The organism is Sphingomonas canaveralia (assembly GCF_047238125.1).
In the GTDB taxonomy this organism is placed as follows: domain Bacteria; phylum Pseudomonadota; class Alphaproteobacteria; order Sphingomonadales; family Sphingomonadaceae; genus JBDFMH01.
Window position 1 is genome coordinate 2,946,162 of sequence record NZ_JBDFMH010000001.1, and the last position, 20,864, is coordinate 2,967,025.

Sequence of the window (20,864 nt, forward strand, 5' to 3'; positions counted from 1 at the left end):
GAGGGTTATTCCGAGGCGGGCAGAACCGCCAGATTGTCGATCAGCCGGGTGCGGCCGAGCTTCGCGGCGGCCAGCAGCCGCGCGGGACCGTCGAGCGTATCGATCGCCTCGAGCTTCCGCGCATCGACCAGCGTGACATAATCAATCGGATCGAAGCCGGCATCCGCCAGCCGTTTGCGGGCCATGTCCAGCGCATCCGCCACCGGCGCGCCCTTCGCGATGCTCGCCGCCGCTTCGCCCAGCGCGCGCGGCAAAGTCCGCGCGGCGACGCGCTCCTCGGGAGTAAGATAGGCGTTGCGCGAGGAGAGGGCGAGGCCGTCGTCGTCGCGCTGGGTGGGCAGGCCGATCACCTCGACCCCGAGATCGAGATCCGTGGCCATGCGGGCGACGATCTGGAGCTGCTGGTAATCCTTCTCGCCGAACACGGCGACATCGGGCCGCACCTGGTTGAACAGCTTGGAAACGACCGTCGCCACGCCATCGAAATGACCGGGGCGGGCGGCGCCGTCGAGATGCGCCGAGATGCCCGCAACCGAGACCGCGGTGGCGAAGCCCGCCGGATACATCTCGGCCACCTCGGGCGCCCACAATATGTCGACGCCCGCGTCGTCGAGTAGCTTGGCATCGCTCGCCTCGCGGCGCGGATAGGCGGCAAAATCCTCGTTCGGGCCAAATTGGGTGGGATTGACGAAGATCGACACGACCACCCGGTCCGCGCGCCGGCGCGCTTCGGCCACCAGCGCCATGTGCCCGGCATGCAGCGCCCCCATCGTGGGCACCAGCGCCACGCGCTCGCCAGCCGCGCGAAAGGCGGCGACGGCGCTGCGCAGCGCGTCGACTGTACGAACCGTTTGCACGCGAAGGCCCCCTCCGATAGGTGCGGAGGCGCGTCTTAGGGGGGCGCAGCCGGGAAGATCAAGCGCGGAATGCGGCTCCGCGCAGGGGGCAGCCGAGGGGCCAGTGCAAAAAGCGCATCTCATTGTGTTCGCAAACGAAAAAGGCGGTTCGGGCAAATCGACGACAGCCGTGCATGTCGCCGTGGCGATGGCGGCGGCGGGGCGGCGGGTGGCCGCGCTCGATCTGGATCACCGCCAGCGAACCTTCGGCCGCTACATGGACAACCGCGCCGCGACCATCCGGCGCGAGGGTGTCGATCTGCCGATGCCGTTCCACGAGACGCTGGATCCGATGCGCGGCCCCCATGTCGGCGAACGGATCGAGGCGCTGCGCGAAGAGGTGGACGTGATCGTGGTCGATACGCCGGGTCGCGACGATGCGCAGGCGCGCGCCGCGATCGAACGCGCCGATACGCTGGTGACGCCGATCAACGACAGTTTCGTCGATCTCGATCTGATCGGGCAGGTCCACCCCGACACGTTCAAGGTGCAGCGGCCGAGTTTCTATGCCGAGATCGTGTGGGATGCACGCAAGGTACGCGCCAAGGTGGATGGCGGCACGGTCGACTGGGTGGTGCTGCGCAACCGGCTGCAGCATGTCGAGGCGCGCAACATGCGACGCGTGGCCGCGGCGCTGGGCGAGCTTTCGAAGCGGGTCGGCTTCCGCGTCATTCCCGGCCTGTCCGAACGCGTGATCTATCGCGAGCTCTTTCCGCGCGGGCTGACCCTGCTGGATCTGCAGACGATCGGCGGCGAGGCCGGGATCGCCCATGTCGCCGCGCGCCAGGAACTGCGCGAGATGGTGGCCGGGCTGGCGCTGCCCGACTGGGTGAAGCAGAAGCTGCCGGAAGCAGTCTGATGGCGTTCGCGATCATCCTGGCGGCGCTGGTCGGGTTGTGGGCCTGGAAGCAGGGTCATCTTGGTGCATTGCGCACCGGCGACGTCGCGGTGGGCATCGCTGCCCTGGCCGGGCTCAACGCGCTGCGCCACGGGCAGATGGCGCTCGCCATCGTGGCGCTTGGAGGCGCGGCGTGCTGGATCTGGATGCGGATGCGCGCCGAACCGGCGGTAGAGCCCCGCCTTTCGGACGAAGAAGCGCGTGCGCTGCTCGAACTGCCGCCGCATGCCGATGCGGAGATGGTGCGCCAGGCGCATCGCCGGCTGATCGCCCGCGTGCACCCCGATACCGGCGGCAGCGAGGTACTGGCGCGCCGCGTGAACGCCGCGCGCGATACGCTGCTCGATGGAATGAACCGACGCCGCGATTGAGCGTCTTGTGTCCGACCGCCGCGTCGCGCCGCGCTGGCACGACCGTTCAGTTCAGGGAGTTTGCATGACCCATCAGTTCGATCCGACCTCGCTGCGCGAATATGATATCCGCGGCATCGTCGGGAAGACGCTCGGCCCGGCCGATGCCACGGCGATCGGCCGCGGCTTCGCCACGCATGTACGCCGCGCGGGCGGCACCCGGGTCGCGGTCGGCTATGACGGTCGCGAGAGTTCTCCCGTCATGGAAGCCGCACTGATCGAGGGCCTGACGCGCGGCGGCGTCGACGTGGTGCGGATCGGCCTGGGCCCGACGCCGATGCTCTATTATGCCGAAGCCACGCTGGAGGTGGATGGCGGCATCCAGATCACCGGCAGCCACAACCCCGCCGAATATAACGGCTTCAAGATGGTGCTGCAGCACAGGCCGTTCTTCGGCGCGGATATCCAGTCGATCGGTAAGATGGCGGCCGAAGGCGATTGGGACGAAGGCGAGGGGACCGTCACCAATGCCGAGGTGATGGAGGATTATGTCGCACGGCTGATGGTCGGCTACGCCGGCGGCGCATTCCGCATCGGCTGGGATGCCGGCAACGGCGCGGCCGGCCCGATCATCGATCGACTGGTCGAGCTGCTGCCGGGTGAGCATCATACCATCTTCACCGAAGTCGATGGCCGCTTCCCGAACCATCACCCCGATCCTACCGAGGAGAAGAACCTCGCCGACCTGAAGGCGCTGGTGCTGGAAAAGGGCCTGGATTTCGGCCTGGCGTTCGATGGCGATGGCGACCGGATCGGCGCGGTCGACGGGCAGGGCCGGGTGATCTGGGGCGATCAGCTGCTCTCGATCCTGGCCGAACCCGTGTTGCGCGCCGAGCCCGGCGCCACCATCATCGCCGACGTGAAGGCCAGCCAGGCGCTCTACGATCGGATCGCGGCGCTGGGTGGCCAGCCGTTGATGTGGAAGACGGGCCACTCGCTGATCAAGACGAAGATGAAGGAGACGGGTGCGCCGCTGGCCGGCGAGATGTCCGGCCACATCTTCTTCGCGCATGATTATTACGGGTTCGATGATGCGCAATATGCCGCCGTCCGGCTGATCACGGCGGTGCGCCAGCTCGGCGGATCGCTGACCGCGCTCAAGGATGCGATGCCGGCAATGGTCAACACGCCGGAACTGCGCTTCCAGGTGTCCGAAGCGCGCAAGTTCGCGGTGATCGACGAAGTGCTCGACCGGCTGGAAGCCGAAGGAGCCGACGTCAACCGTACCGATGGCGCGCGGGTCAACACGCCCGATGGCTGGTGGCTGCTTAGGGCTTCGAACACGCAGGACGTGCTGGTCGCCCGCGCAGAGGCCAATGATCAGGCCGGGCTCGATCGGCTGATGGCGATGATCGACGCGCAACTGGCGGCTTCGGGCCTCGAACGCGGGCCGCAGGCGGGCCACTGATCGGCTGAGACAACCCCCGGGGCCAAGCCTCGGGGGGTTGTCCGATCAGTTGGCGGCGATTTCCAGCGGCTTTTTCAGCGTCAGCACGTCGCCTCCGGCATCCGCCATTGCCGCGCCGGCCTGCGCCAGCTTCGCACCGGCGCCATAGATGAAGCCGTAGACTGGATAGGCGCGCAGCCCCAGCCCCTTGATGGGGGCATACCAGACCTTCACCTGGCTCCAGTCGTTGTTTGGTGACACGTCGGTCACCGTCACGTCGCGCTCGACCTGGCCGCGGCGGCCGTTGATGATCGACCAGTTGGCGTGGGTTACCTTCACGACACGTTCGGAGATGATCTTGCTGACGGTCGCGACATGGCCGACCCGCATCGGGCCGCTGGCCTTGAAGACCAGCACAGCGCCCTCCTTCGGGCTGCCGCCGCGATCATATTTGCCGGCTGCCTTCTGCCACCAGCTATAGGCATCGCCGAACAGCTGGATACCCGAAAAGATGCGCGCGAACGGGGCACACTGCCAGCTTTCGGCCTGTGCCGCGGCCGGCATCGCGGCGAGCATGAGCGCGATGGAACCGATCGCGGCCCGAATGAGTTTCTGCACTTGTGTCGACCCCGTCTCTGCTTGAGGCGGGGCTACCTGCTGCTGGTTAACGGAAAAAGAGGATTGGCCATGCTTTGCGGCGAGGTGCGCCGCGGGCCCGTCGAGCCGTTCCGTAATCATGGCCACAAGCAGATCGGGTCAGCTTTCGGCGTCCAGCTCCGGATAATGGCGGAAGATGCCGGCCGAGAACGCCTGGCGACGCTCGCTGCGCAGATAATCGCTGATCCCGTCGAGCTTCGCGACACGCTGTCGCAATCCGCCAAGCCGCGGGAATGCGGGGGACAGCGTGGCGAAGCGTCGAGGGAAGGCGAATGCCAGCCCTTCGATCAACTGGAACAGCGAGAGATCGGCATAACTCCAGTCCGGTCCCGCAAGCCATGGTCCCCGCGCATTCAGGACATGTTCGAAGTAGCCGAGGAATTTGGGCATGCGCTCGGCCCGGAACGCCTCCGCGGCGCGCTTGGCTTCGGCCGACTGGTCTTCATAGGCCAGGCCAACCGCGACCGGGTGGTGGACATTATGGGCCTCGGCGACCGCATCGGCGATGGTCAGCTGCAGCTGATTCACCCAGAGCCGTCCGGCTTCGTCAGATGGGGCGAGCCCGTGCCGCCCGCCGAGCCAGAACAGGATGTTCGCCACCTGCGCGATCCTCAGGTCTCCCGCGATCAGCCAGGGCGGCGCGAACGGCGCATCGCGGCTGCCGTCGTCGATCCCGGCGCGGACCTTATCGGCAGCGCCTTCCTCCATCGCCACGTCGCGATAGGGAATGCGCTTCGCCTCCAGCGCCAGCCGTACGAATTCGCCACGGCCGGGAAGGCCGGGCCAGTACCAGAGTTCATAGTCGGTCATGCAAGGCTGAACGGGCAGCACGCTGGCGCCGTTCCGCAAACCGTCATTCCGCCATCGCCTCGGCGGCAAGGCTCTCCGCTTCGATCAGCAGCGCATCGTCGGCCAGGCCCTGCGCCACTTTCTCGTTGCCGATCAGGACCAGCACCGGCACTGCCAGCGGCGATACCTTGTCCAGATCGACATGCAGCATCGTGTCGACGGCCCGATCGAGCAAGCTGCCGAGCCGGCCGACATCGGTCATCCGTGCGCGCGCATCGGCCCACGCCGCCTCGAGCAGCAGATGAGTGGGCTCATAGCGGCGGAGCACATCGTAGATCAGATCGGTCGAGAAGGTGACCTGCTTGCCGGTCTTGCGCTTGCCCGGATGCTGGCGCTCCACCAGCCCGCCAATCACCGCGACCTCGCGGAAGGCGCGCTTCAGCAGATGCGACCGCTCGACCCATTCCACGAATTCATGTTCGAGGATGTCGCGCGAAAAGAGCGGGCGGGGATCGCGGATCGGCTTCAGCGCATAGCAGGCCAGCGCATAATCATTGGCGACGAAGCCGACCGGCTGCATCCCCAGCGTCTCCATCCGCTTGGTCACCAGCATGCCCAGCGACTGGTGCGCATTCCACCCCTCGAAACTGTAGCAGACCATGTAGTGCAGGCCTTCGCGCGGGAAGGTTTCCACCAGTAGCTGGCCGGGCTCGGGCAGCAGCGATCGGCGCGCCTGCGCGTGCAACCATTCCTGCACGTCGGGCGGAAAGCGCGGCCATTCGGCTGGCTCGGCAAGGAAGCTGCGGACACGGTGCGCGAGATTGGTGGAGAGCGGCATCCGCGAGCCGCCATAGGTCGGGATTCGCGCCGTCTTGTGCGACATGCGGACGTAGAGGTCGGTCGCGTCCATCCGCTCGACTTCCAGGCTCAGCCCCGCGAAATAGAAGGTATCGCCGGGGGCCAGCTGGCTGGCGAAGCCTTCCTCGACTGTGCCGAGCTTGCGGCCGTTGCGGAAGCGGACTTCGAGCAGGGCAGCCTCGACGATGATCCCCGCATTCAACCGATGCTGCGCAACAAAGCGCGGATGGCTGACATGCCAGAGGCCATCCGCGTGGAGCGTCAACCGCTTGAACTTGTCATAGGCCCGGAGCGCATAGCCGCCCGATTCGATGAAGCTGAGTACGCGATCGAACGTATCGCGGCCAAGTGCAGCATAAGGTGCAGCAAAACCAATCTCTTCAAACAGTTGATCGGCCGCGAACGGCGCAGCACAGGCAACCCCCATGATATGTTGGGCCAGCACGTCCAGGCTGCCCATCCGGAAGATGTCCGGATCCAGCTCGCCAGCCTCGACCGCGTCGAGCGCAGCGCGCGCCTCTAGATATTCGAACCGGTTGCCCGGCACGATCAGCGCGCGGCTGGGCTCGTCCAGCCGGTGGTTGGCGCGGCCGACCCGCTGCAAAAGGCGCGACGACCCCTTCGGTGCGCCCATCTGAATGACGAGATCGACGTCGCCCCAATCAACGCCGAGATCGAGGCTGGCGGTGGCGACCAGCGCGCGCAATCTACCGTCCGCCATCGCCTGTTCGACCTTGCGACGCGCTTCTCGGCTCAGCGATCCATGATGCACCCCGATCGGCAGCTTCTGTTCATTCTCGGCCCACAGATCCTGAAAGATCAGTTCCGCCAGGCTGCGGGTGTTGCAGAAGATGATCGTGGTGCGGTGAGTGGCGATCTCCGCCATCACCTGGGCGGCGGCATAGCGGCCGGAATGGCCCGACCAGGGCACGCGATCCTGGGGCAGCAGGATCGAGACTTCCGCCGGCGCGCCAGCATCGCCCTTCACCAGCGCCACGCCATCGATATGGCCGTCGCGCGACAGCCATCCGCGATACCCGTCCGGATCGGCGACCGTTGCGGAAAGTGCCACGCGCCGCATGTCCGGCGCGATCCGCGTCAACCGCGCCATGCAGAGCGACAGAAGATCGCCGCGCTTGCCGGTGGCAAAGGCATGGACCTCGTCGATCACCAGCGTGCGCAGGCTGGCGAGCAGGCGATCGCTGTCGGGATAGCTCAGCAGCAAGCTCAGCGATTCGGGGGTGGTCAGCAGGATCTGGGGCGGCTTCTGCCGTTGCCGCGCCTTGCGATCGGATGGCGTGTCGCCGGTGCGGGTCTCCACCCTTATCGGCAGGCCCATCTCCTCGATCGGCGTCAGCAGGTTGCGCTGCACGTCCACCGCCAAAGCCTTCAATGGCGAGACGTAGAGCGTGTGCAGTTCCTCGGTCGGGTTCTCGACGAGATCGGCCAGGCTCGCCATGAAGCCGGCCAGTGTCTTGCCCGCTCCGGTCGGCGCGACCAGTAGCGCATCCTGCCCGGCGCGCCCGGCGGCCAGCATCTCGCGCTGGTGGCGACGTGGGTGCCAGCCCTTGGCGGCGAACCAGTCGGCGATGACGGGGGGCAGATCCACGCCGCCGATGTAGGGGGCGGGCGGCGAAAGGGAATGCGCGGGCGACGCGGCGGTCAGGCGAACGCCCAGCGCAGGGTGCTGGCGATGCCCCAGGTCCCAGCCCGCACCAGCGGCCGATGCGGCATCGCGGCGTCGAAGCCGTGCATCGCTTTGGCCCAGCCGGGCAGTTGATCGATCGCAGCAGCGCGCAGCAGTGCGCGAACCGGAGCATCGCGCAGGCGATCGGCGGGCCGGGCGAGCACCGCACGGGCGATGCTTCGGGTGCGATCGTCGACCCGCAGTGCCGGCCGCATGCCGGCGATAACTGATTCGGCCGCGGTGCGATCGCGCGGCACCGGATCGGCGCCCATGGCCGTGCCGATCGCAGCCATCTCCGCGAAATAGCGATCCTGGTCGGCACGGCTCATCCGCGGCTCGCCATAGCGGCGCCAGCCGTCGAGAAAAGACAGCGTCTCGGTAACATGCACCCAGGCGAGCAGATCGGAATCGTTGGCGGAATAGGGCGTGCCATCGGGCAGGCGGCCATGGACATGATCATGGATGCCGCGCACCTTGGCGATGATGGCTTCAGCCTGGTCGCGCCTGCCATAAGTCGTCAGCGCGATGAAGCGCGCGGTCCTGCGCAGGCGGCCCGCCGGATCGCGGCGGAAATCGGAATGGTCCCATACTCCTGCCAGGACACCCGGGTGCAGCATCTGCAGAAGCAGCGAGGCGACGCCACCGACCATCATGCCAGCGACATCGCCATGCACGCGCCACGCGACCGAACTGGGCGCGAACAGGGCGTCCGCGCTCCGCTCGACGGGGCGCTCGCCCTGCGTCGGATCGTTGAACGTGCGCACCACGGCCTGGGCGATGGCGGCACGCAGCGGTTCGAGCGGCTGGCTCAGCGCTTCACCTCATTGTCCATCGCCTTGTCCACCGCATCCTGCTCCCGATAAAGCTCGCGCGTCGCCTGCTCGGTGCGGTCGAGTTCAGCCTTGCTGGTCCGATTGCGGAAGATCGCCCAGATCAGCACGACTGCCAAGACGATCGGGCCGATGATCGTGATCAGGCTCCAGCCCATGCCGCCACTGTCCATTGTCCATCTCCTTGGATAACAAGTGTCAACGCGGGCTGCCGTGGGTTCGATCCACTGGACGTGGCACGCCCCGCCCCCCATCTGATGCGGATGAGCCGCCTTGCCGCCTGGATCGAACCGCACCGCGAGGGCATCTATGTGCCCGCGGCGGACGCCTGGATCGATCCATCGCAGCCGAAACCGCGCGCGCTGGTCACGCACGGGCATGCCGATCATGCCCGGGGCGGCCACGGCGCCGTCATGGCGACGCCGGAGACACTGGCGATCATGGACGTGCGCTATGGCCAGCAGACGGCCCAGCCGGTGCGCTATGGCGAGACGTTACGGGTAGGCGAGGTCGATGTGCGGTTCGTGCCCGCCGGCCATGTGCTGGGCTCGGCGCAGATCGTGCTGGAACACAAGGGCGAACGGGTCGTCGTGTCGGGCGATTACAAGCGCCGGCCCGATCCCACCTGCCTGCCGTTCGAGCCGGTGCCGTGCGACGTCTTCATCACCGAGGCCACGTTCGGGCTGCCCGTCTTCCGCCATCCCGACACAGGTGCCGAGATGGACCGGTTGCTCGCCACGCTCCACGCCAATCCCGATCGTTGCGTGCTGGTCGGCGCCTATGCGCTGGGCAAGGCGCAGCGGGTGATCATGGAGCTGCGCGGGCGGGGGCACCGCGACCCGATCTACATCCACGGCGCGATGCAGCGGCTGTGCGATCTCTATCGTGAGTTCGGAGTTGATCTCGGCGCCCTCATCCCTGCCACCGGGCTGAAGGCGGCGGAGATGAAGGGATCGATCGTGGTCGCGCCGCCTTCCGCGCTCAACGATCGCTGGTCGCGCCGGCTGCCCGACCCGATCACGGCGATGGCATCCGGCTGGATGCGCGTCCGCCAGCGTGCGCGGCAACGCAATGTCGAGCTGCCGCTGGTAATTTCCGACCATGCCGACTGGGACGAACTGACCGACACACTGACCGAGATCGCCCCGAGCGAGGTGTGGGTAACGCATGGCCGCGAGGAAGCGCTGGTCCACTGGTGCATGACCCGCCAGATCAAGGCGCGCGCGCTCGATCTCGTCGGTTATGACGACGAGGATGATTGAGGCGGCCGATCATCCGCGCTAGGGGCGGGTGATGGTTCCCTTTTCGTTCGGCCCCGCTGAGTTCGTCGCGCTGCCGCAGGCCGCCTTGTGGTGGCCCGCGCGGCGGGCGCTGCTGGTGGCAGACCTGCATCTGGAAAAGGCCAGCTGGTTTGCGCGCTTCGGGCAGATGCTGCCGCCCTATGATACGCTGGCGACGCTGGCGGACCTGACCGCGCTGGTGGCGGCGACGGACGCGCGCGAGATCTGGTGTCTGGGCGATAGCTTCCACGACAAGGCAGGCTGCGATCGGCTGCCCGTGGAGGCGCAGGCGATGCTCCGCGCGCTGACCGGCGGCACCGACTGGACCTGGATCACCGGCAACCATGATGCCGGGTTCGTCGATCATTGCGGCGGACGGATCGTGGAAGAAGCGATCGTCGACGGGGTGGTGCTGCGGCATGAGGCCGATCCGGTCGATCCTCGGCCAGAACTGTCGGGCCATTTCCACCCCAAGCTCCGGGTGCGTGCGCGGCGCGGGCGGGTGGCGCGGCGCTGTTTCGTGGCATCGGCCACCAAGCTGATCCTGCCCGCATTCGGATCGCTGACCGGCGGGCTGGATGCCGATCATCCCGCCATCATCCGCGCGATCGGCGGGCCGGGCCAAGCGCTGATCCCGCTCAGCGATCGGTTGCTGCGGTTCCCGCTGGCGGCCTGAACTAGAAGGACAGGCCGACGCGCGCGACGACCGTCGCGCCGCTGTCCGCACGCAGAGCCGGGGGGATGCCGGCCCGATTCTTCGCGACGTCGGTATCCGAATACGTAAGCGACAGCAGCGCCGGGCCCGCCACCCGGCGGATGCCGACCGCCCAGTCGAGATAGGTAGGATCCGGGCGCAGCCGCGCCGCGCGCAGCGGATCATGCGTCTCGCCGCTGGTGCGCCCGATGTGCGCGGCGAGCGACCAGGGCGATCCCGGCAGCCCGCCGTCGGCCGCCAGCCGCAGGTTGAGCAGGCTGCCGCCAATCGCGCGTTGGCGCGGGGCATAGCGCGCGCCGGCCGCCAGCGTGATCGGGCCGATCAGCGTATCGGCCAGCACGCCGCCTTCCCAATAGTCGAGCGGTCCGCGGCCGCCGGCGAAACCCTGCCAGCGGACATCCGCACGCAGCCGGCTGCCGCCGGATCTTAGCGTGTATCCGCCCGTCACAGTCGCCCGCAGGTCCGCCCCGCCATGCCGGGGCGAACCGCGCACAGTGGCGGCGGCGATATCCAGCGTCGGCCCTTCCGTCCCGATACCGACGCCCGCTTCCACGGCTGCCCGCCCGCCGGATTGGCTGAGCCCGCGTTCGCGCAGATCGGTGGCGGCGTCGATCCAGAACGCCGGGTCCAGCGCGGCGGCGGGGGCCGCCGCGCTTGCGAGCCCAGCGGAAAGGATCGCGGCGCGGATCAATTGCCTGCTGCCAACCGGCCCGTGCCCGCGATTTCGGCGGTCAGCGTCGCTTCGTCGCGGCGCGCGGTTTCGATCAGCACTTCGCCGATCCGGCGGCGATGGCTGGCGGCGGCATCGGCCTGCACGCCTTCACGCGTTTCCATGCAGCCGCCCGCCCGAAAGCCGCTGCCGACTTCGACGGGTGCGAAGCTGCGCGTGGGGGCAGTGTCATCGGCCACGCTGCGCGTCACCGTCGCAAAGGCCTGCCAATGGCACTGCGCGGTGCCGGGCCGTGTTCCGGGGGACATGCCGCGCTGCTGCATCCGCACGTCGACATAGGCAGTATAGGCGGCGCGCACGGAAGCGCCGGCGGCCTGCACGGTCACATCATGGGTCATGTCGCTCCCGGCCGCCGAAAGCAGGGCCATCGAAATCAGATCGAACATCGTCACGCTCCTCTACGGTCTGCGATCTGCGTCGCAATGGCCGCGATGTGGCGGTGGCGCGTTTCGGCTTCTTTTCCGGACAATTTCGAAATGCGGCGGTGGCCGATGCGGGCGTGTGATCAGCCCTTCACGAGCGCCGGGCGATCACGCCACAGGCCGGGGTAGAAGGCCTTGAGCGCCTTCACCTTGGGCACGTCGTGCATCCGGATATAGCCCGAGTTCGGGTTCTCCCAGAAATAGTCCTGATGATAGGCCTCCGCAGCGTAGAAGCTGGTCGCTGGCTCGATCCGGGTCACGATCGGGCGTTTCCAGACGCCGGCCTTGCCCAATTGGGCGATGTAGCGCGTGGCCACTGCCTTTTGCTGCGCCGTCGTCGGGAACAGCGCGCCGCGATACTGGGGGCCGCGATCCGGACCCTGATAGTTGAGCTGCGTCGGATCGGCCACGACCGAGAAATAGACCTGCAGCAGCTGCGCATAGCTGACGACACGCGGATCGAACGTCACGCGCACCGCTTCGGCATGGCCGGTCCGCCCGCTGCCGACCGCTTCGTAATTTGCGGTGGCGCGGTCGCCGCCGGCATAGCCCGAAACCGCGCTCTTCACGCCCTTCACATGGGCGAACACGCCCTGGACGCCCCAGAAGCAGCCGCCCGCGAAGATGGCGGTCTCGGCTGGCGCGGTGGCGGGCGTCGAAAAGGCCGGTGGCGGCACGCGCACGCCTTCGGCCGCCGATGCGGCACTGATCTGGCCCAGCATGGCAGTGGACAGGAGGATGGCGGCACCCGCCGCGGCGACAGAGAGGCGAAGGCTGGTCATGCCCGAGTTACGTGGGCCTGAACACCAGGGTTGCAAGGCCGCGATCAGCGCAGCGCCAGCACCGCGGTCTCGAGCCGGTCGCAGGCTTCGCTCAGGATCGCCTCCGACGTGGCATAGCTGACGCGGAATGCCGGCTCGAGCCCGAATGCCGCACCGTGCACCGCCGCCACCCGCGCCTTGTCGAGGAAATAGTCGATCAGCTGCGCGTCATTCTCGATCCGCTGGCCACCCGGCGTGGCCTTGCCGATCAGGCCGGACACTTCGGGATAGACATAGAAGGCGCCCTCGGGCGTGGGGCAGGTGATGCCCGGCATCGCATTGAAGCGACCGACCACCAGATCGCGACGGCGCTGGAAGGCGGCATTGCGTTCGGCCAGGAAATCCTGCGGCCCGTTCAGCGCTGCCACGGCCGCCGCCTGCGCGATCGAGCAGGGGTTGGAGGTGGATTGCGACTGCAGCTTGGCCATCGCCTTGATGATCGCCACCGGCCCGCCGGCAAAGCCGATCCGCCAGCCCGTCATCGCATAAGCCTTCGAACAGCCGTTCACCGTCAGCGTGCGATCGTAGAGATCGGGCGCGACCTGTGCGAAGGTGGTGAAGCGGAACCCGTCATACACGATATGCTCGTACATATCGTCGGCCATCACCCAGACATGGGAGTGGCGGCGGATCACCTCGGCCAGCGCCTTCAGCTCAGCTTCCGAATAGGCGGCGCCGGTCGGGTTCGATGGCGAATTCAGGATCAGCCACTTGGTGCGCGGGGTGATTGCGGCATCCAGCTGTCCGGGCGTGATCTTATAGTCCTGATCCGCGCCGGCCGGCACGATCACCGGGGTGCCACCCGCGAACTGCACGATATCCGGATAGCTGACCCAATAGGGTGCCGGGATCACCACCTCGTCGCCCGCGTCGACCGTGGCGACCAAGGCGTTGAACAGCGTGTGCTTGCCGCCGACGTTCACGCTGATCTGATCGGGGGTGTAGGTCAGCGCGTTGTCGCGCTTGAACTTGTCGGCCACCGCGTTCTTCAGCGCGGCGGTGCCGTCGACATTGGTATATTTGGTCTGGCCGGCGCGGATCGCTTCGATCGCGGCGTCCTTCACGAAATCGGGCGTATCGAAATCGGGCTCGCCAGCGCCCAGGCCGATCACATCGATGCCCTGCGCCTTCAACGCGAGCACGCGGCTCGTCATCGCGAGCGTGGGCGAGGGCGAGATGCGCCCAAGGGCCTGGCTGATCTGCGGCATGGAAACTTCCCCGTTGCGGCTTTGCGCGCGCGCTGTGCCGCGGGAGCGGGAAAGATTCAACCGATCATGCCGCCAGCCGCGCAGCAATCAATCCGCGCAGCGCATTCCCCATGAAGAAACCATCCGAGAGATCGTCACGCGTCAACTCCGCTTCCACCGCCCGGCCTTCCCCGATCAGGCGATCGCGCAGCGTGCCGGGGAGCAGGCCCAAATCGAGCGCCGGCGTCAGCAGGCGATCGTCGCGCGGCACGAACAGGTTGGTGAAGCTGCCTTCGGTCAGCAGCCCGTCCGGCCGCTCGAACAGCACATCCCAGGTGCCCGCCTCGCGGCGCGCGCGATCGTAGAAGCCGCGGTCACTGGTTTTGTGGCGCAACCGGAAATCGCTAGGATCGACCGGCAGCGGTACCAGTGCCACGCCGACCGTACCGCCCGGCGTCTCGGGCATCGGGCCGACCTCGATCGCCAGCGCACCACTCGGTCCCAGCATCAGCCGCACCCGCGCGGGAGCGCGCAGCCGGAAGGTTGCAGCCTGCAGCTCGTTGCGGGCGTCGTGCCGGTCGAACGCAAAGCCGAACGCGGCGGCACTGGCCCGCATCCGCGCCAGATGGCGTTCCAGCTCCACCAAACCGTCCATCGGCTCGAACCGCATCGTCTCGATCAGGTCGAAGCTGCGCTGTCCCGCCGTCACGAACCGTCCCTTCGCCAGGCATTCGCGCCATTCGGCGCCGCTTTCGGAATCCGCCACGATCCCCGATCCCAGGCCCAGCATGGCATCGTCTGCGCCATCCAGCATGTCCAGCGTGCGAATGGCAACGTTGAACGCGGCCGATCCATCCGGCGACAGATGACCGATCGATCCGGTATAGCTGCCACGCGGATGATGCTCGACCGCCGCAATCACTTCCATCGCGCGGATCTTGGGGGCGCCCGTGATCGATCCACACGGGAAGGTCGCGGTCAGCACGTCGATCGCGTCGCGCCGTTCCGCCAGCCGCGCGGTGACGGTCGATGTCATCTGCACGACCGTGGGATAGGCCTCGATATCGAACAGCGCGGGCACCGCCACGCTGCCGGGTTCGGCGACGCGGGCGAGATCGTTGCGGATGAGATCGACGATCATCAGGTTCTCCGCACGCTGCTTCGGATCGTCGCGCAGGCTGGCGGGATCGGCACCGGCGGGTGCAGTGCCCTTCATCGGCCGTGCGGTCAGCGCGCCATCGGCCGTGGCGGTGAAGAACAGCTCGGGCGAGCAGGACAGCAGCCAGCGATCCCCGGTGAAGACGATGCCGCCCCAACCTGCCTTTGCTTGCCGCAATCGCGCATAGAGCGCACGCGGATCCCCCTGGACCGCGACATGATTGGGGAAGGTGAGATTGGCCTGGTAGATGTCGCCGGCCGCGATCCAGTGTTTCACCCGGTCCAGCGCTTCGGCATGGGCCTCCCGGTCGATCAGCGGGCGGGGCGGGCCGGCCCAGGCCCCGGCGGGATCGGGTAGCAGCGCAGGCACGGCCGCGGCCGGAATCGGCTCGCAGCGATCGAACAGCCCGAACCAGAGCAGGGGCCCATCCGCATCTGCGGCGTGGCCTTTCAGCCCGGGTTCGAGCACCGCACCCGCCTCGTAGGCGATCCAGCCCGCGACGTGCAGCCCGCGGGCAACCGCGGCACGCATCCTTTCCAGCGCGACCTCGACTTCATCCGCGCGATCGGTGGAGACGATGCCGACCGGATCCCGGAACAGCCGCGCCGTGCCCGCGCCCGGATCGCGAGCGTCGTCGAGCAGCACGAAGGGGCGGTCGCGCGCGATCATGCCGTCCGTTGACCGATGCGCGCCGCCCCGTAAAGTCCGCATCCAACGACAAGATCGAAAGGGTCCCGATCCGATGCGCATCCTGCCTGCGACATTGCTAGCTTGCTCGGCCTCGATCGCGCTGGCCCAGACGCCCGCGCCCGCGCCCGTGCCGGAGCCCGCAGCGGACGTCGTGCCTAAGCCGGCGGCGCTGGTGGCGGATGGGCTGCCCCCCATTCCGGCCGCGCTGGCCGCCGCGACCCGGCCCTATCTGGAATTCCGCACCGCCGGCTTCACCGGCTGGAACCCGGTCGATCGTTCGATGCTGATCGCCACCCGCTTCGGCAATACGGCGCAGCTGCACCGCGTGCGCGCACCGGGCGCCGATCGCCGCCAGATCAGCTTCGAGCTCGAGCCCGTGCCCTTCGGCGCCATCGCGCCAAAGCGCGGCGACGTGCTGGTCGTGCAGAAGGATGTCGGCGGGAACGAGTTCTTCCAGCTCTATACGCTCAGGAATGGGCAGCTGAGCCTGCTGACCGACGGCAAGAGCCGCAACGAGTTCGGCGCATGGAGCCATGACGGTGGCCTGATCGGCTATTCGTCCACCCGCCGCACCGGTGCCGACAGCGACCTCTATGTGATGGACCCGCGCGATCCCAAGAGCGACCGGATGGTCGCGCAGGTCAAGGGCGGGGGCTGGGCGATCGCGGATTTCGCGCCGGACACCAAGTCGGCGGTGGTGGTCGAATATGTCTCGGTCACAAAGTCCAACCTCTACCGGCTGGATCTCGCCACCGGCACGCTGACGCCGATCTCTGATCCAAAGGCGGAAGTGTCCTATGGCGGCGCCAAGTTCGCCGCTGACGGGCGGCTGTGGGTCACTTCGGACGAAGGGTCCGAATTCCAGCGCCTTGGCACGCTCGATCCGGCGACGCGGCGGTTCACGCCGGTCAGCAAGGATGCGAAGTGGGATGTCGAGGATTTCGACATTGCCGCGGATGGCAGCTTCATCGCCTATCTGCTCAATGAGGCGGGCGCCAGCCGGCTGAAGCTGCTCGATCCGCGCACCGGCGCCACGCGCGCAGCGGACCAGCTGCCGACCGGGATCGCGGGCGGACTCGAGATTGCGCCATGGGGGACGATCGGCCTCACCCTGTCGTCCGCGCGCAGTCCGTCCGATGCCTATTCGGTCGATCCGCAGACGCTGGCGGTGACGCGCTGGACGGACAGCGAGACCGGCGGTCTCGATCCGCAAGCGAATGTCGAGCCGAAGCTGGTGGAGGTGAAGAGCTTCGATGGCGAGCCGGTCTCGGGGTTCCTCTACCAGCCCGACCCCCACAAGTTTCCGGGCAAGCGGCCGTTGATCGTCAACATCCATGGCGGGCCAGAGGGCCAGTCCCGGCCCGGTTTCCAGGGGCGCAGCAACTATCTGCTGAATATGCTCGGCATCGCCGTCTTCTATCCCAATGTCCGCGGATCGACCGGGTTCGGCAAGCGCTTCGTCGCGCTCGACAACGGCCCGTTCAAACGCGAGGATTCGGTCAAGGATATCGGCGCCTTCCTCGATACGCTGGGCCGGCAGCCGGGGATCGATCCGGCGCGGATGGCAGTGACCGGCGGGTCCTATGGCGGCTATATGTGCTACGCTTCGGCGATCCGGTACGGCGCGAAGTTCAAGGGCGCGAACTGCGTGGTCGCGATCTCGGATTTCGTGACCTTCCTCGAGAATACGCAGAGCTATCGCCGCGACCTGCGCCGCGTTGAATATGGCGACGAACGCGATCCGGCGCAGCGCGCCAAGCTCAAGGAAATCTCGCCGCTCACACGCGTGTCCGAATTGCGGATCCCGCTGATGGTAGTCACCGGCGGCAATGATCCGCGCGTGCCAGCTTCCGAAGCGGATCAGATCGTGAAGGCGGTGCGTGCCAATGGGCGCACTGCCTGGCATCTTCTCGGGCAGAATGAAGGCCACGGCTTCGCCAAGAAGGAGAACCAGGATTACAATTTCTGGGCCAGCCTGATCTTCTGGCAGCAGACGCTGATGAGTGGCCAATCGGCATCACGCTGAACCGCATTTCGAATCCTGTGCAGCAATCGCAACCACGCGATCAGCCGTGCGTTCAGCGCGGTAGTCCAATCCCCTTTCGGACTGGCCGTGGCGTCGCATGTCCGCCCCGGCCGGCCGCGCCGCGTTGTATTGCGGCGCGGCCAGGGGATTGGCGCTTAAAAAGGATCATGATTCCATGATGAAATTCGGCGCCGCAATTGCGGCAGCGGCGATGGTGGCGATGCCAGCGATGGCTGCTCCGCGCGATACGCTGGCGGTGGCCGCGTTCCAGACGCGTGACAAGGCGGCGGCGATCGCGCAGGTGGCCGCGGCCGAGCGCGAGGCTGCCGGCCTCGTCGCGGCCGGCGACCGCGCGGCGCTGTTCGATCGCGCCATGGCGATCGGCTATCGCGCCAAGCTCACCCGCAGCCGCAGTGACGCCCAGACCTCGCGCAAGATGTTCGAGGCGTTCGCGGCCGCCAACCCGCGCGACCCAGAAGCGCAGATCGCGCTGGGCGGCTGGCATCTTGATGCGATCGACCAGCTTGGCGGCATGATCGCGCGGACCGCGCTCGGCGCCAAGCGCGCGGTGGGGGAAGCGGCGCTCGATCGCTCGGTCGCGCTCGGCCAGCGCCGTGCGATGTTCCCGGCGCTCGCCGCGATGATGCGGATCAGACTCGACCCGAAGGATCTGCGCCGGGTGGCGACACTGGCCGAGGCCGCGACGCGCGCGCCCGCGCCGACGCCGCTGGATCGGCTGCTTCAGCGTAACGCCGCCGCGATCCTCGTGCCGGTACGCGCCGGCGACGGCGAAGCGGCCTCGAAGCTAGCCCGCCAGCTACTGCCGTTCGGGCGCCTCACAAACTAAGGGCAAAGGCCCGCACGCCACAGGTGCACGGGCCTCGCAAGTCAGGCCTTCTTCTTCGCGGCGATCCAGTCGTCGATCTTCTTTTCGAGCACGGTCATCGGCAGCGCGCCCGTCATCAGCACCTGGGCGTGGAATTCGCGCGGGTCGAACTTCGCACCGAGCGCCTTCTGCGCCTTCGCCTTGCATTTCAGGATGGTGAGCGCGCCTACCTTGTAGGCCAGTGCCTGGCCCGGCATCGCGATATAGCGTTCGACTTCGGAGGTGGCGTCCGTCTTGCCCATGCCACTGTTGGCCAGCATGTAGGCGATCGCCTGGTCGCGGCTCCACTTCTTGGCGTGGATGCCGCTGTCGACCACCAGCCGCATCGCACGCAGCATCTCGTCGTCCAGCCCGCCGAAGCGCTGGTAGGGGTCGGTCTCCATGCCGAGATCCTTCCACAGCGTTTCCGCGTAGAGCGCCCAGCCTTCGACATAGGCGGTGTTGCCGCCGAACCGCATGAAGGCGGGCAGGGCCGTATTCTCCTGTGCCAGGCTGATCTGGAAGTGGTGGCCGGGCGATCCTTCGTGCAGGTACAGCGTCTCCATGCCCGGCGTCGTGCGTGACGGCAGGTCATAGCCGTTGAAATAGAAGATGCCGGGCCGCGATCCATCGGGCGTGCCCTGCTGATAGCTGCCGCCCGCCTCGTTCTTCTCGCGGAATTCCTCGACCGGGCGGATCTCCAGCCTGGCCTTGGGCAGCGTGGAGAACTGCTCGCCGATGCGCGCGTCGACGCGCTTGCCGATCGCATAATATTGCTCGGTCAGCCACTGCTTGGAGGCCGGTTTGAACTTCGGATCGGTGCGGATATATTCGAAGAATTCGGGCAGCGTGCCCTTGAAGCCGACCTCGGCCTTGATTGTCTCCATCTCGCCGCGGATCCGCGCCACTTCCGACAGGCCGAGCTGGTGGACCTCCTCCGGTTTCATCGGCAGCGTGGTGTTCGACCGGATCAGGTAGGTGTACAGCTTGTCGCCGCCGGGCATGTAGGCCAGACCGACACCATCGCGCGATGCGGGCAGATATTCGTTCTGCAGGAAATCGCGCAGCTTGGTGTAGGCCGGGTAGATGCCGTCGCGGATGATCGCGGCATATTCGGTCTTGAGCCGCGCCTGATCGGCCGCCGAGATGCCTTCAGGGAATTTCGTCACCGGCCCGTAATAGGGCGACTGTTCGATCGGCATCTTTAGCTGCGTATCAAGCTGGCCGATCATGTTGACCACGGTCAGCTTCGGCTGGACGACGCCGGCCTTCATGCCTTCGCGGAAGCGCGCGACGACGATATCGAACGCCTTCACGAATTCGCGGTGGCGCTTCAGATTATTCTCATAGTCGACGAGCGTCTTGAACGGCGCCGCGCTCTGGCCTGAAGCAAACACCGGATAGAAGGTGTGGAAGCCGGTGAAATGATCGAGCGGGCGGACCGCGGTCAGCGCCAGATAGTCGGGCTGCAGGCCGATCAGCGTGACATCAGTCTGATCCTTGAAGACATCATAGGCGATCTGGTTGGTCGGATTGAGCTTCGACCGGTCGATCGACTTGAGTGCGGCCAGATCGGCCTGGCCCGCGGCGCGCTCTGCATCATAATAGGCGTCGGTGCCGAACTCGCCCAGTCGATCGGCGTAGCGCAGGTCGCCACGGAAGATCGCCATGATCGGGTTGCGCTGGAGGCTCGCCTCATCGCTGTCATGGAACAGCTTGGTCAGCTTGGCATCCTCGGCAGATTGCGGCGCGGTCGTCGCCGGCGCAGGCTGCGCCGCGGCGATGGTGGGCACGAGCATCAGGCTCGCGGCGGCGAGCAGCGCGGAACGGATCGACATGAAGCGGGATCTCCGGGGCTAGAGCGTTGCCCTGTCCTAAGGCGGCAACACACCGCCGGCAAGCCTGCCGCGCATGAAAAAGGGGCCCGCGACGATCGCCGCGGGCCCCTTGATTTCAAGTCGGATCGCGTCAGAAGAAGAAGCGATCATAGACCTGGACGACACGGCCGGAACGCATGTCCACCAGCACGACATCATTGCCGTAGCGGATCCAGCGCGTGCCCGGACGGCTCGCCGGGAGGCGGTAGCGATACGGATCGTTGATCCAGTAACGCTGTCCGTAATAGGCCGGCTGGAAGCGATAGCCCGGCGTCACCGGGCGATAACGCCAGCCCTGCGGGCCGACATAGGCCGGGCGGCGATAAAGGTTGCGGTTGCGATCGCGATACTCGCGCCATTCCTCGCGCACCTCGCGGCGGGCCTGGCGCACGTCGCGGCGCTCCTCGCGCACATCGCCGCGATCGCCATAGCGGCGGGCGTCGCGCAGCTCGCGCTGTTCCTCGCGCAGATCCTGGCGGGCATCGCGGATGTCGCGGTTCTGGGCGCTGGCCATGGTCGGGACGGCCAGGCCGGTTGCGGTGGTGGCGGCCATCAGGCCGGCGATGATCAGCTTACGCATGGTGCGCACTCCTTCTTCTCCGTTGCGGATCGAGCGTGGAAAGCCTCGCTCGCCGAACGGTTCCTGATTCGCACAGCGGCGCTGAACGGGCTGCGAACGG

20 protein-coding genes are annotated in these 20,864 nt (G+C 67.2%); 7 read left to right on the plus strand and 13 right to left on the minus strand.

What is annotated here, in order from left to right:
• Positions 1-5 precede the first annotated feature (5 nt).
• Positions 6-857, minus strand: coding sequence for a pantoate--beta-alanine ligase (gene panC, locus ABC347_RS14735; protein WP_413246460.1), 852 nt, complete (start codon positions 855-857; stop codon positions 6-8).
• Positions 858-960: 103 nt separating this feature from the next.
• On the opposite strand from panC, the gene ABC347_RS14740 reads away from it, so the two are divergent.
• The 3 genes from ABC347_RS14740 (at position 961) to pgmG (ending at position 3,612) form a co-directional block, all read left to right on the plus strand.
• Positions 961-1,755: a division plane positioning ATPase MipZ gene (locus tag ABC347_RS14740; RefSeq protein WP_413246461.1), complete on the plus strand. Its 795-nt coding sequence runs from the start codon at positions 961-963 to the stop codon at positions 1,753-1,755.
• The gene (locus ABC347_RS14745) at positions 1,755-2,165 is read left to right on the plus strand and encodes a J domain-containing protein (protein ID WP_413246462.1); all 411 of its coding nucleotides are present in this window, start codon (positions 1,755-1,757) and stop codon (positions 2,163-2,165) included. The genes ABC347_RS14740 and ABC347_RS14745 overlap by 1 nt, the downstream gene beginning before the upstream one ends.
• A 64-nt stretch (positions 2,166-2,229) precedes the next feature.
• A complete protein-coding gene (gene pgmG / locus ABC347_RS14750; RefSeq protein WP_413246463.1) occupies positions 2,230-3,612 on the plus strand; it encodes a phosphoglucomutase/phosphomannomutase PgmG in 1,383 nt (460 codons plus the stop codon).
• A gap of 45 nt (positions 3,613-3,657) precedes the next feature.
• Here pgmG and ABC347_RS14755 read toward each other — a convergent pair whose 3' ends face one another.
• The 5 genes from ABC347_RS14755 to ABC347_RS14775 form a co-directional block, all read right to left on the minus strand.
• A complete protein-coding gene (locus tag ABC347_RS14755; RefSeq protein ID WP_413246464.1) occupies positions 3,658-4,209 on the minus strand; it encodes a CHAP domain-containing protein in 552 nt (183 codons plus the stop codon).
• 138 nt (positions 4,210-4,347) lie between these two features.
• Complete coding sequence (locus ABC347_RS14760) at positions 4,348-5,058, minus strand: glutathione S-transferase (RefSeq protein ID WP_413246465.1); 711 nt, start codon at positions 5,056-5,058, stop codon at positions 4,348-4,350.
• A 43-nt stretch (positions 5,059-5,101) separates the two neighbouring features.
• Entirely contained in the window at positions 5,102-7,504 is a 2,403-nt protein-coding gene (locus ABC347_RS14765; protein ID WP_413246466.1) for a ligase-associated DNA damage response DEXH box helicase, read from the minus strand.
• Between the two features lie 53 nt (positions 7,505-7,557).
• Complete coding sequence (locus ABC347_RS14770) at positions 7,558-8,349, minus strand: oxygenase MpaB family protein (protein WP_413246467.1); 792 nt, start codon at positions 8,347-8,349, stop codon at positions 7,558-7,560.
• A gap of 41 nt (positions 8,350-8,390) precedes the next feature.
• Positions 8,391-8,585: a hypothetical protein gene (locus ABC347_RS14775; protein WP_413246468.1), complete on the minus strand. Its 195-nt coding sequence runs from the start codon at positions 8,583-8,585 to the stop codon at positions 8,391-8,393.
• A gap of 90 nt (positions 8,586-8,675) precedes the next feature.
• On the opposite strand from ABC347_RS14775, the gene ABC347_RS14780 reads away from it, so the two are divergent.
• Positions 8,676-9,674, plus strand: coding sequence for a ligase-associated DNA damage response exonuclease (locus ABC347_RS14780; protein ID WP_413246469.1), 999 nt, complete (start codon positions 8,676-8,678; stop codon positions 9,672-9,674).
• 31 nt (positions 9,675-9,705) lie between these two features.
• On the plus strand, positions 9,706-10,368 hold the full coding sequence (gene pdeM, locus ABC347_RS14785) for a ligase-associated DNA damage response endonuclease PdeM (protein WP_413246470.1): 663 nt from the start codon (positions 9,706-9,708) through the stop codon (positions 10,366-10,368).
• Between the two features lies 1 nt (position 10,369).
• Here the strand turns inward: pdeM and ABC347_RS14790 are convergent, their stop codons facing one another.
• The 5 genes from ABC347_RS14790 to pabB form a co-directional block, all read right to left on the minus strand.
• A complete protein-coding gene (locus ABC347_RS14790; protein WP_413246471.1) occupies positions 10,370-11,098 on the minus strand; it encodes a TorF family putative porin in 729 nt (242 codons plus the stop codon).
• Positions 11,095-11,523: a hypothetical protein gene (locus ABC347_RS14795; RefSeq protein ID WP_413246472.1), complete on the minus strand. Its 429-nt coding sequence runs from the start codon at positions 11,521-11,523 to the stop codon at positions 11,095-11,097. The genes ABC347_RS14790 and ABC347_RS14795 overlap by 4 nt, the downstream gene beginning before the upstream one ends.
• Before the next feature lie 119 nt (positions 11,524-11,642).
• Positions 11,643-12,341 (minus strand): peptide-methionine (S)-S-oxide reductase MsrA, encoded by a 699-nt coding sequence (gene msrA / locus ABC347_RS14800; protein WP_413246473.1) that lies wholly within the window; start codon positions 12,339-12,341, stop codon positions 11,643-11,645.
• A gap of 44 nt (positions 12,342-12,385) precedes the next feature.
• Positions 12,386-13,588 (minus strand): pyridoxal phosphate-dependent aminotransferase, encoded by a 1,203-nt coding sequence (locus ABC347_RS14805; protein ID WP_413246474.1) that lies wholly within the window; start codon positions 13,586-13,588, stop codon positions 12,386-12,388.
• A gap of 64 nt (positions 13,589-13,652) precedes the next feature.
• Positions 13,653-15,395 carry an aminodeoxychorismate synthase component I gene (pabB, locus tag ABC347_RS14810; RefSeq protein WP_413246475.1) on the minus strand — a complete coding sequence of 581 codons (1,743 nt, stop codon included), beginning with the start codon at positions 15,393-15,395 and terminating at the stop codon, positions 13,653-13,655.
• A gap of 73 nt (positions 15,396-15,468) precedes the next feature.
• Between pabB and ABC347_RS14815 the strand changes: the two genes are divergently transcribed.
• Both ABC347_RS14815 and ABC347_RS14820 read left to right on the plus strand, forming a co-directional pair.
• Positions 15,469-17,442 carry a S9 family peptidase gene (locus tag ABC347_RS14815; protein ID WP_413246476.1) on the plus strand — a complete coding sequence of 658 codons (1,974 nt, stop codon included), beginning with the start codon at positions 15,469-15,471 and terminating at the stop codon, positions 17,440-17,442.
• A 175-nt stretch (positions 17,443-17,617) separates the two neighbouring features.
• Positions 17,618-18,289 (plus strand): hypothetical protein, encoded by a 672-nt coding sequence (locus tag ABC347_RS14820; protein WP_413246477.1) that lies wholly within the window; start codon positions 17,618-17,620, stop codon positions 18,287-18,289.
• A 41-nt stretch (positions 18,290-18,330) separates the two neighbouring features.
• Here ABC347_RS14820 and ABC347_RS14825 read toward each other — a convergent pair whose 3' ends face one another.
• Both ABC347_RS14825 and ABC347_RS14830 read right to left on the minus strand, forming a co-directional pair.
• On the minus strand, positions 18,331-20,145 hold the full coding sequence (locus tag ABC347_RS14825) for a DUF885 domain-containing protein (RefSeq protein ID WP_413246478.1): 1,815 nt from the start codon (positions 20,143-20,145) through the stop codon (positions 18,331-18,333).
• Positions 20,146-20,275: 130 nt separating this feature from the next.
• On the minus strand, positions 20,276-20,764 hold the full coding sequence (locus ABC347_RS14830) for an RcnB family protein (protein ID WP_413246479.1): 489 nt from the start codon (positions 20,762-20,764) through the stop codon (positions 20,276-20,278).
• Between the last annotated feature and the right edge of the window lie 100 nt (positions 20,765-20,864).

Coding starts and splice junctions, on each gene's coding strand:
- ABC347_RS14815 (WP_413246476.1), top strand. CDS start 15,469: ATGCGCATCCTGCCTGCGACATTGCTAGCTTGCTCGGCCTCGATCGCG.
- ABC347_RS14780 (WP_413246469.1), top strand. CDS start 8,676: ATGAGCCGCCTTGCCGCCTGGATCGAACCGCACCGCGAGGGCATCTAT.
- pdeM (WP_413246470.1), top strand. CDS start 9,706: ATGGTTCCCTTTTCGTTCGGCCCCGCTGAGTTCGTCGCGCTGCCGCAG.
- ABC347_RS14830 (WP_413246479.1), bottom strand. CDS start 20,764: ATGCGTAAGCTGATCATCGCCGGCCTGATGGCCGCCACCACCGCAACC.
- ABC347_RS14775 (WP_413246468.1), bottom strand. CDS start 8,585: ATGGACAGTGGCGGCATGGGCTGGAGCCTGATCACGATCATCGGCCCG.
- ABC347_RS14805 (WP_413246474.1), bottom strand. CDS start 13,588: ATGCCGCAGATCAGCCAGGCCCTTGGGCGCATCTCGCCCTCGCCCACG.
- ABC347_RS14820 (WP_413246477.1), top strand. CDS start 17,618: ATGATGAAATTCGGCGCCGCAATTGCGGCAGCGGCGATGGTGGCGATG.
- msrA (WP_413246473.1), bottom strand. CDS start 12,341: ATGACCAGCCTTCGCCTCTCTGTCGCCGCGGCGGGTGCCGCCATCCTC.
- ABC347_RS14795 (WP_413246472.1), bottom strand. CDS start 11,523: ATGTTCGATCTGATTTCGATGGCCCTGCTTTCGGCGGCCGGGAGCGAC.
- ABC347_RS14825 (WP_413246478.1), bottom strand. CDS start 20,145: ATGTCGATCCGTTCCGCGCTGCTCGCCGCCGCGAGCCTGATGCTCGTG.
- ABC347_RS14760 (WP_413246465.1), bottom strand. CDS start 5,058: ATGACCGACTATGAACTCTGGTACTGGCCCGGCCTTCCCGGCCGTGGC.
- pgmG (WP_413246463.1), top strand. CDS start 2,230: ATGACCCATCAGTTCGATCCGACCTCGCTGCGCGAATATGATATCCGC.
- pabB (WP_413246475.1), bottom strand. CDS start 15,395: ATGATCGCGCGCGACCGCCCCTTCGTGCTGCTCGACGACGCTCGCGAT.
- ABC347_RS14745 (WP_413246462.1), top strand. CDS start 1,755: ATGGCGTTCGCGATCATCCTGGCGGCGCTGGTCGGGTTGTGGGCCTGG.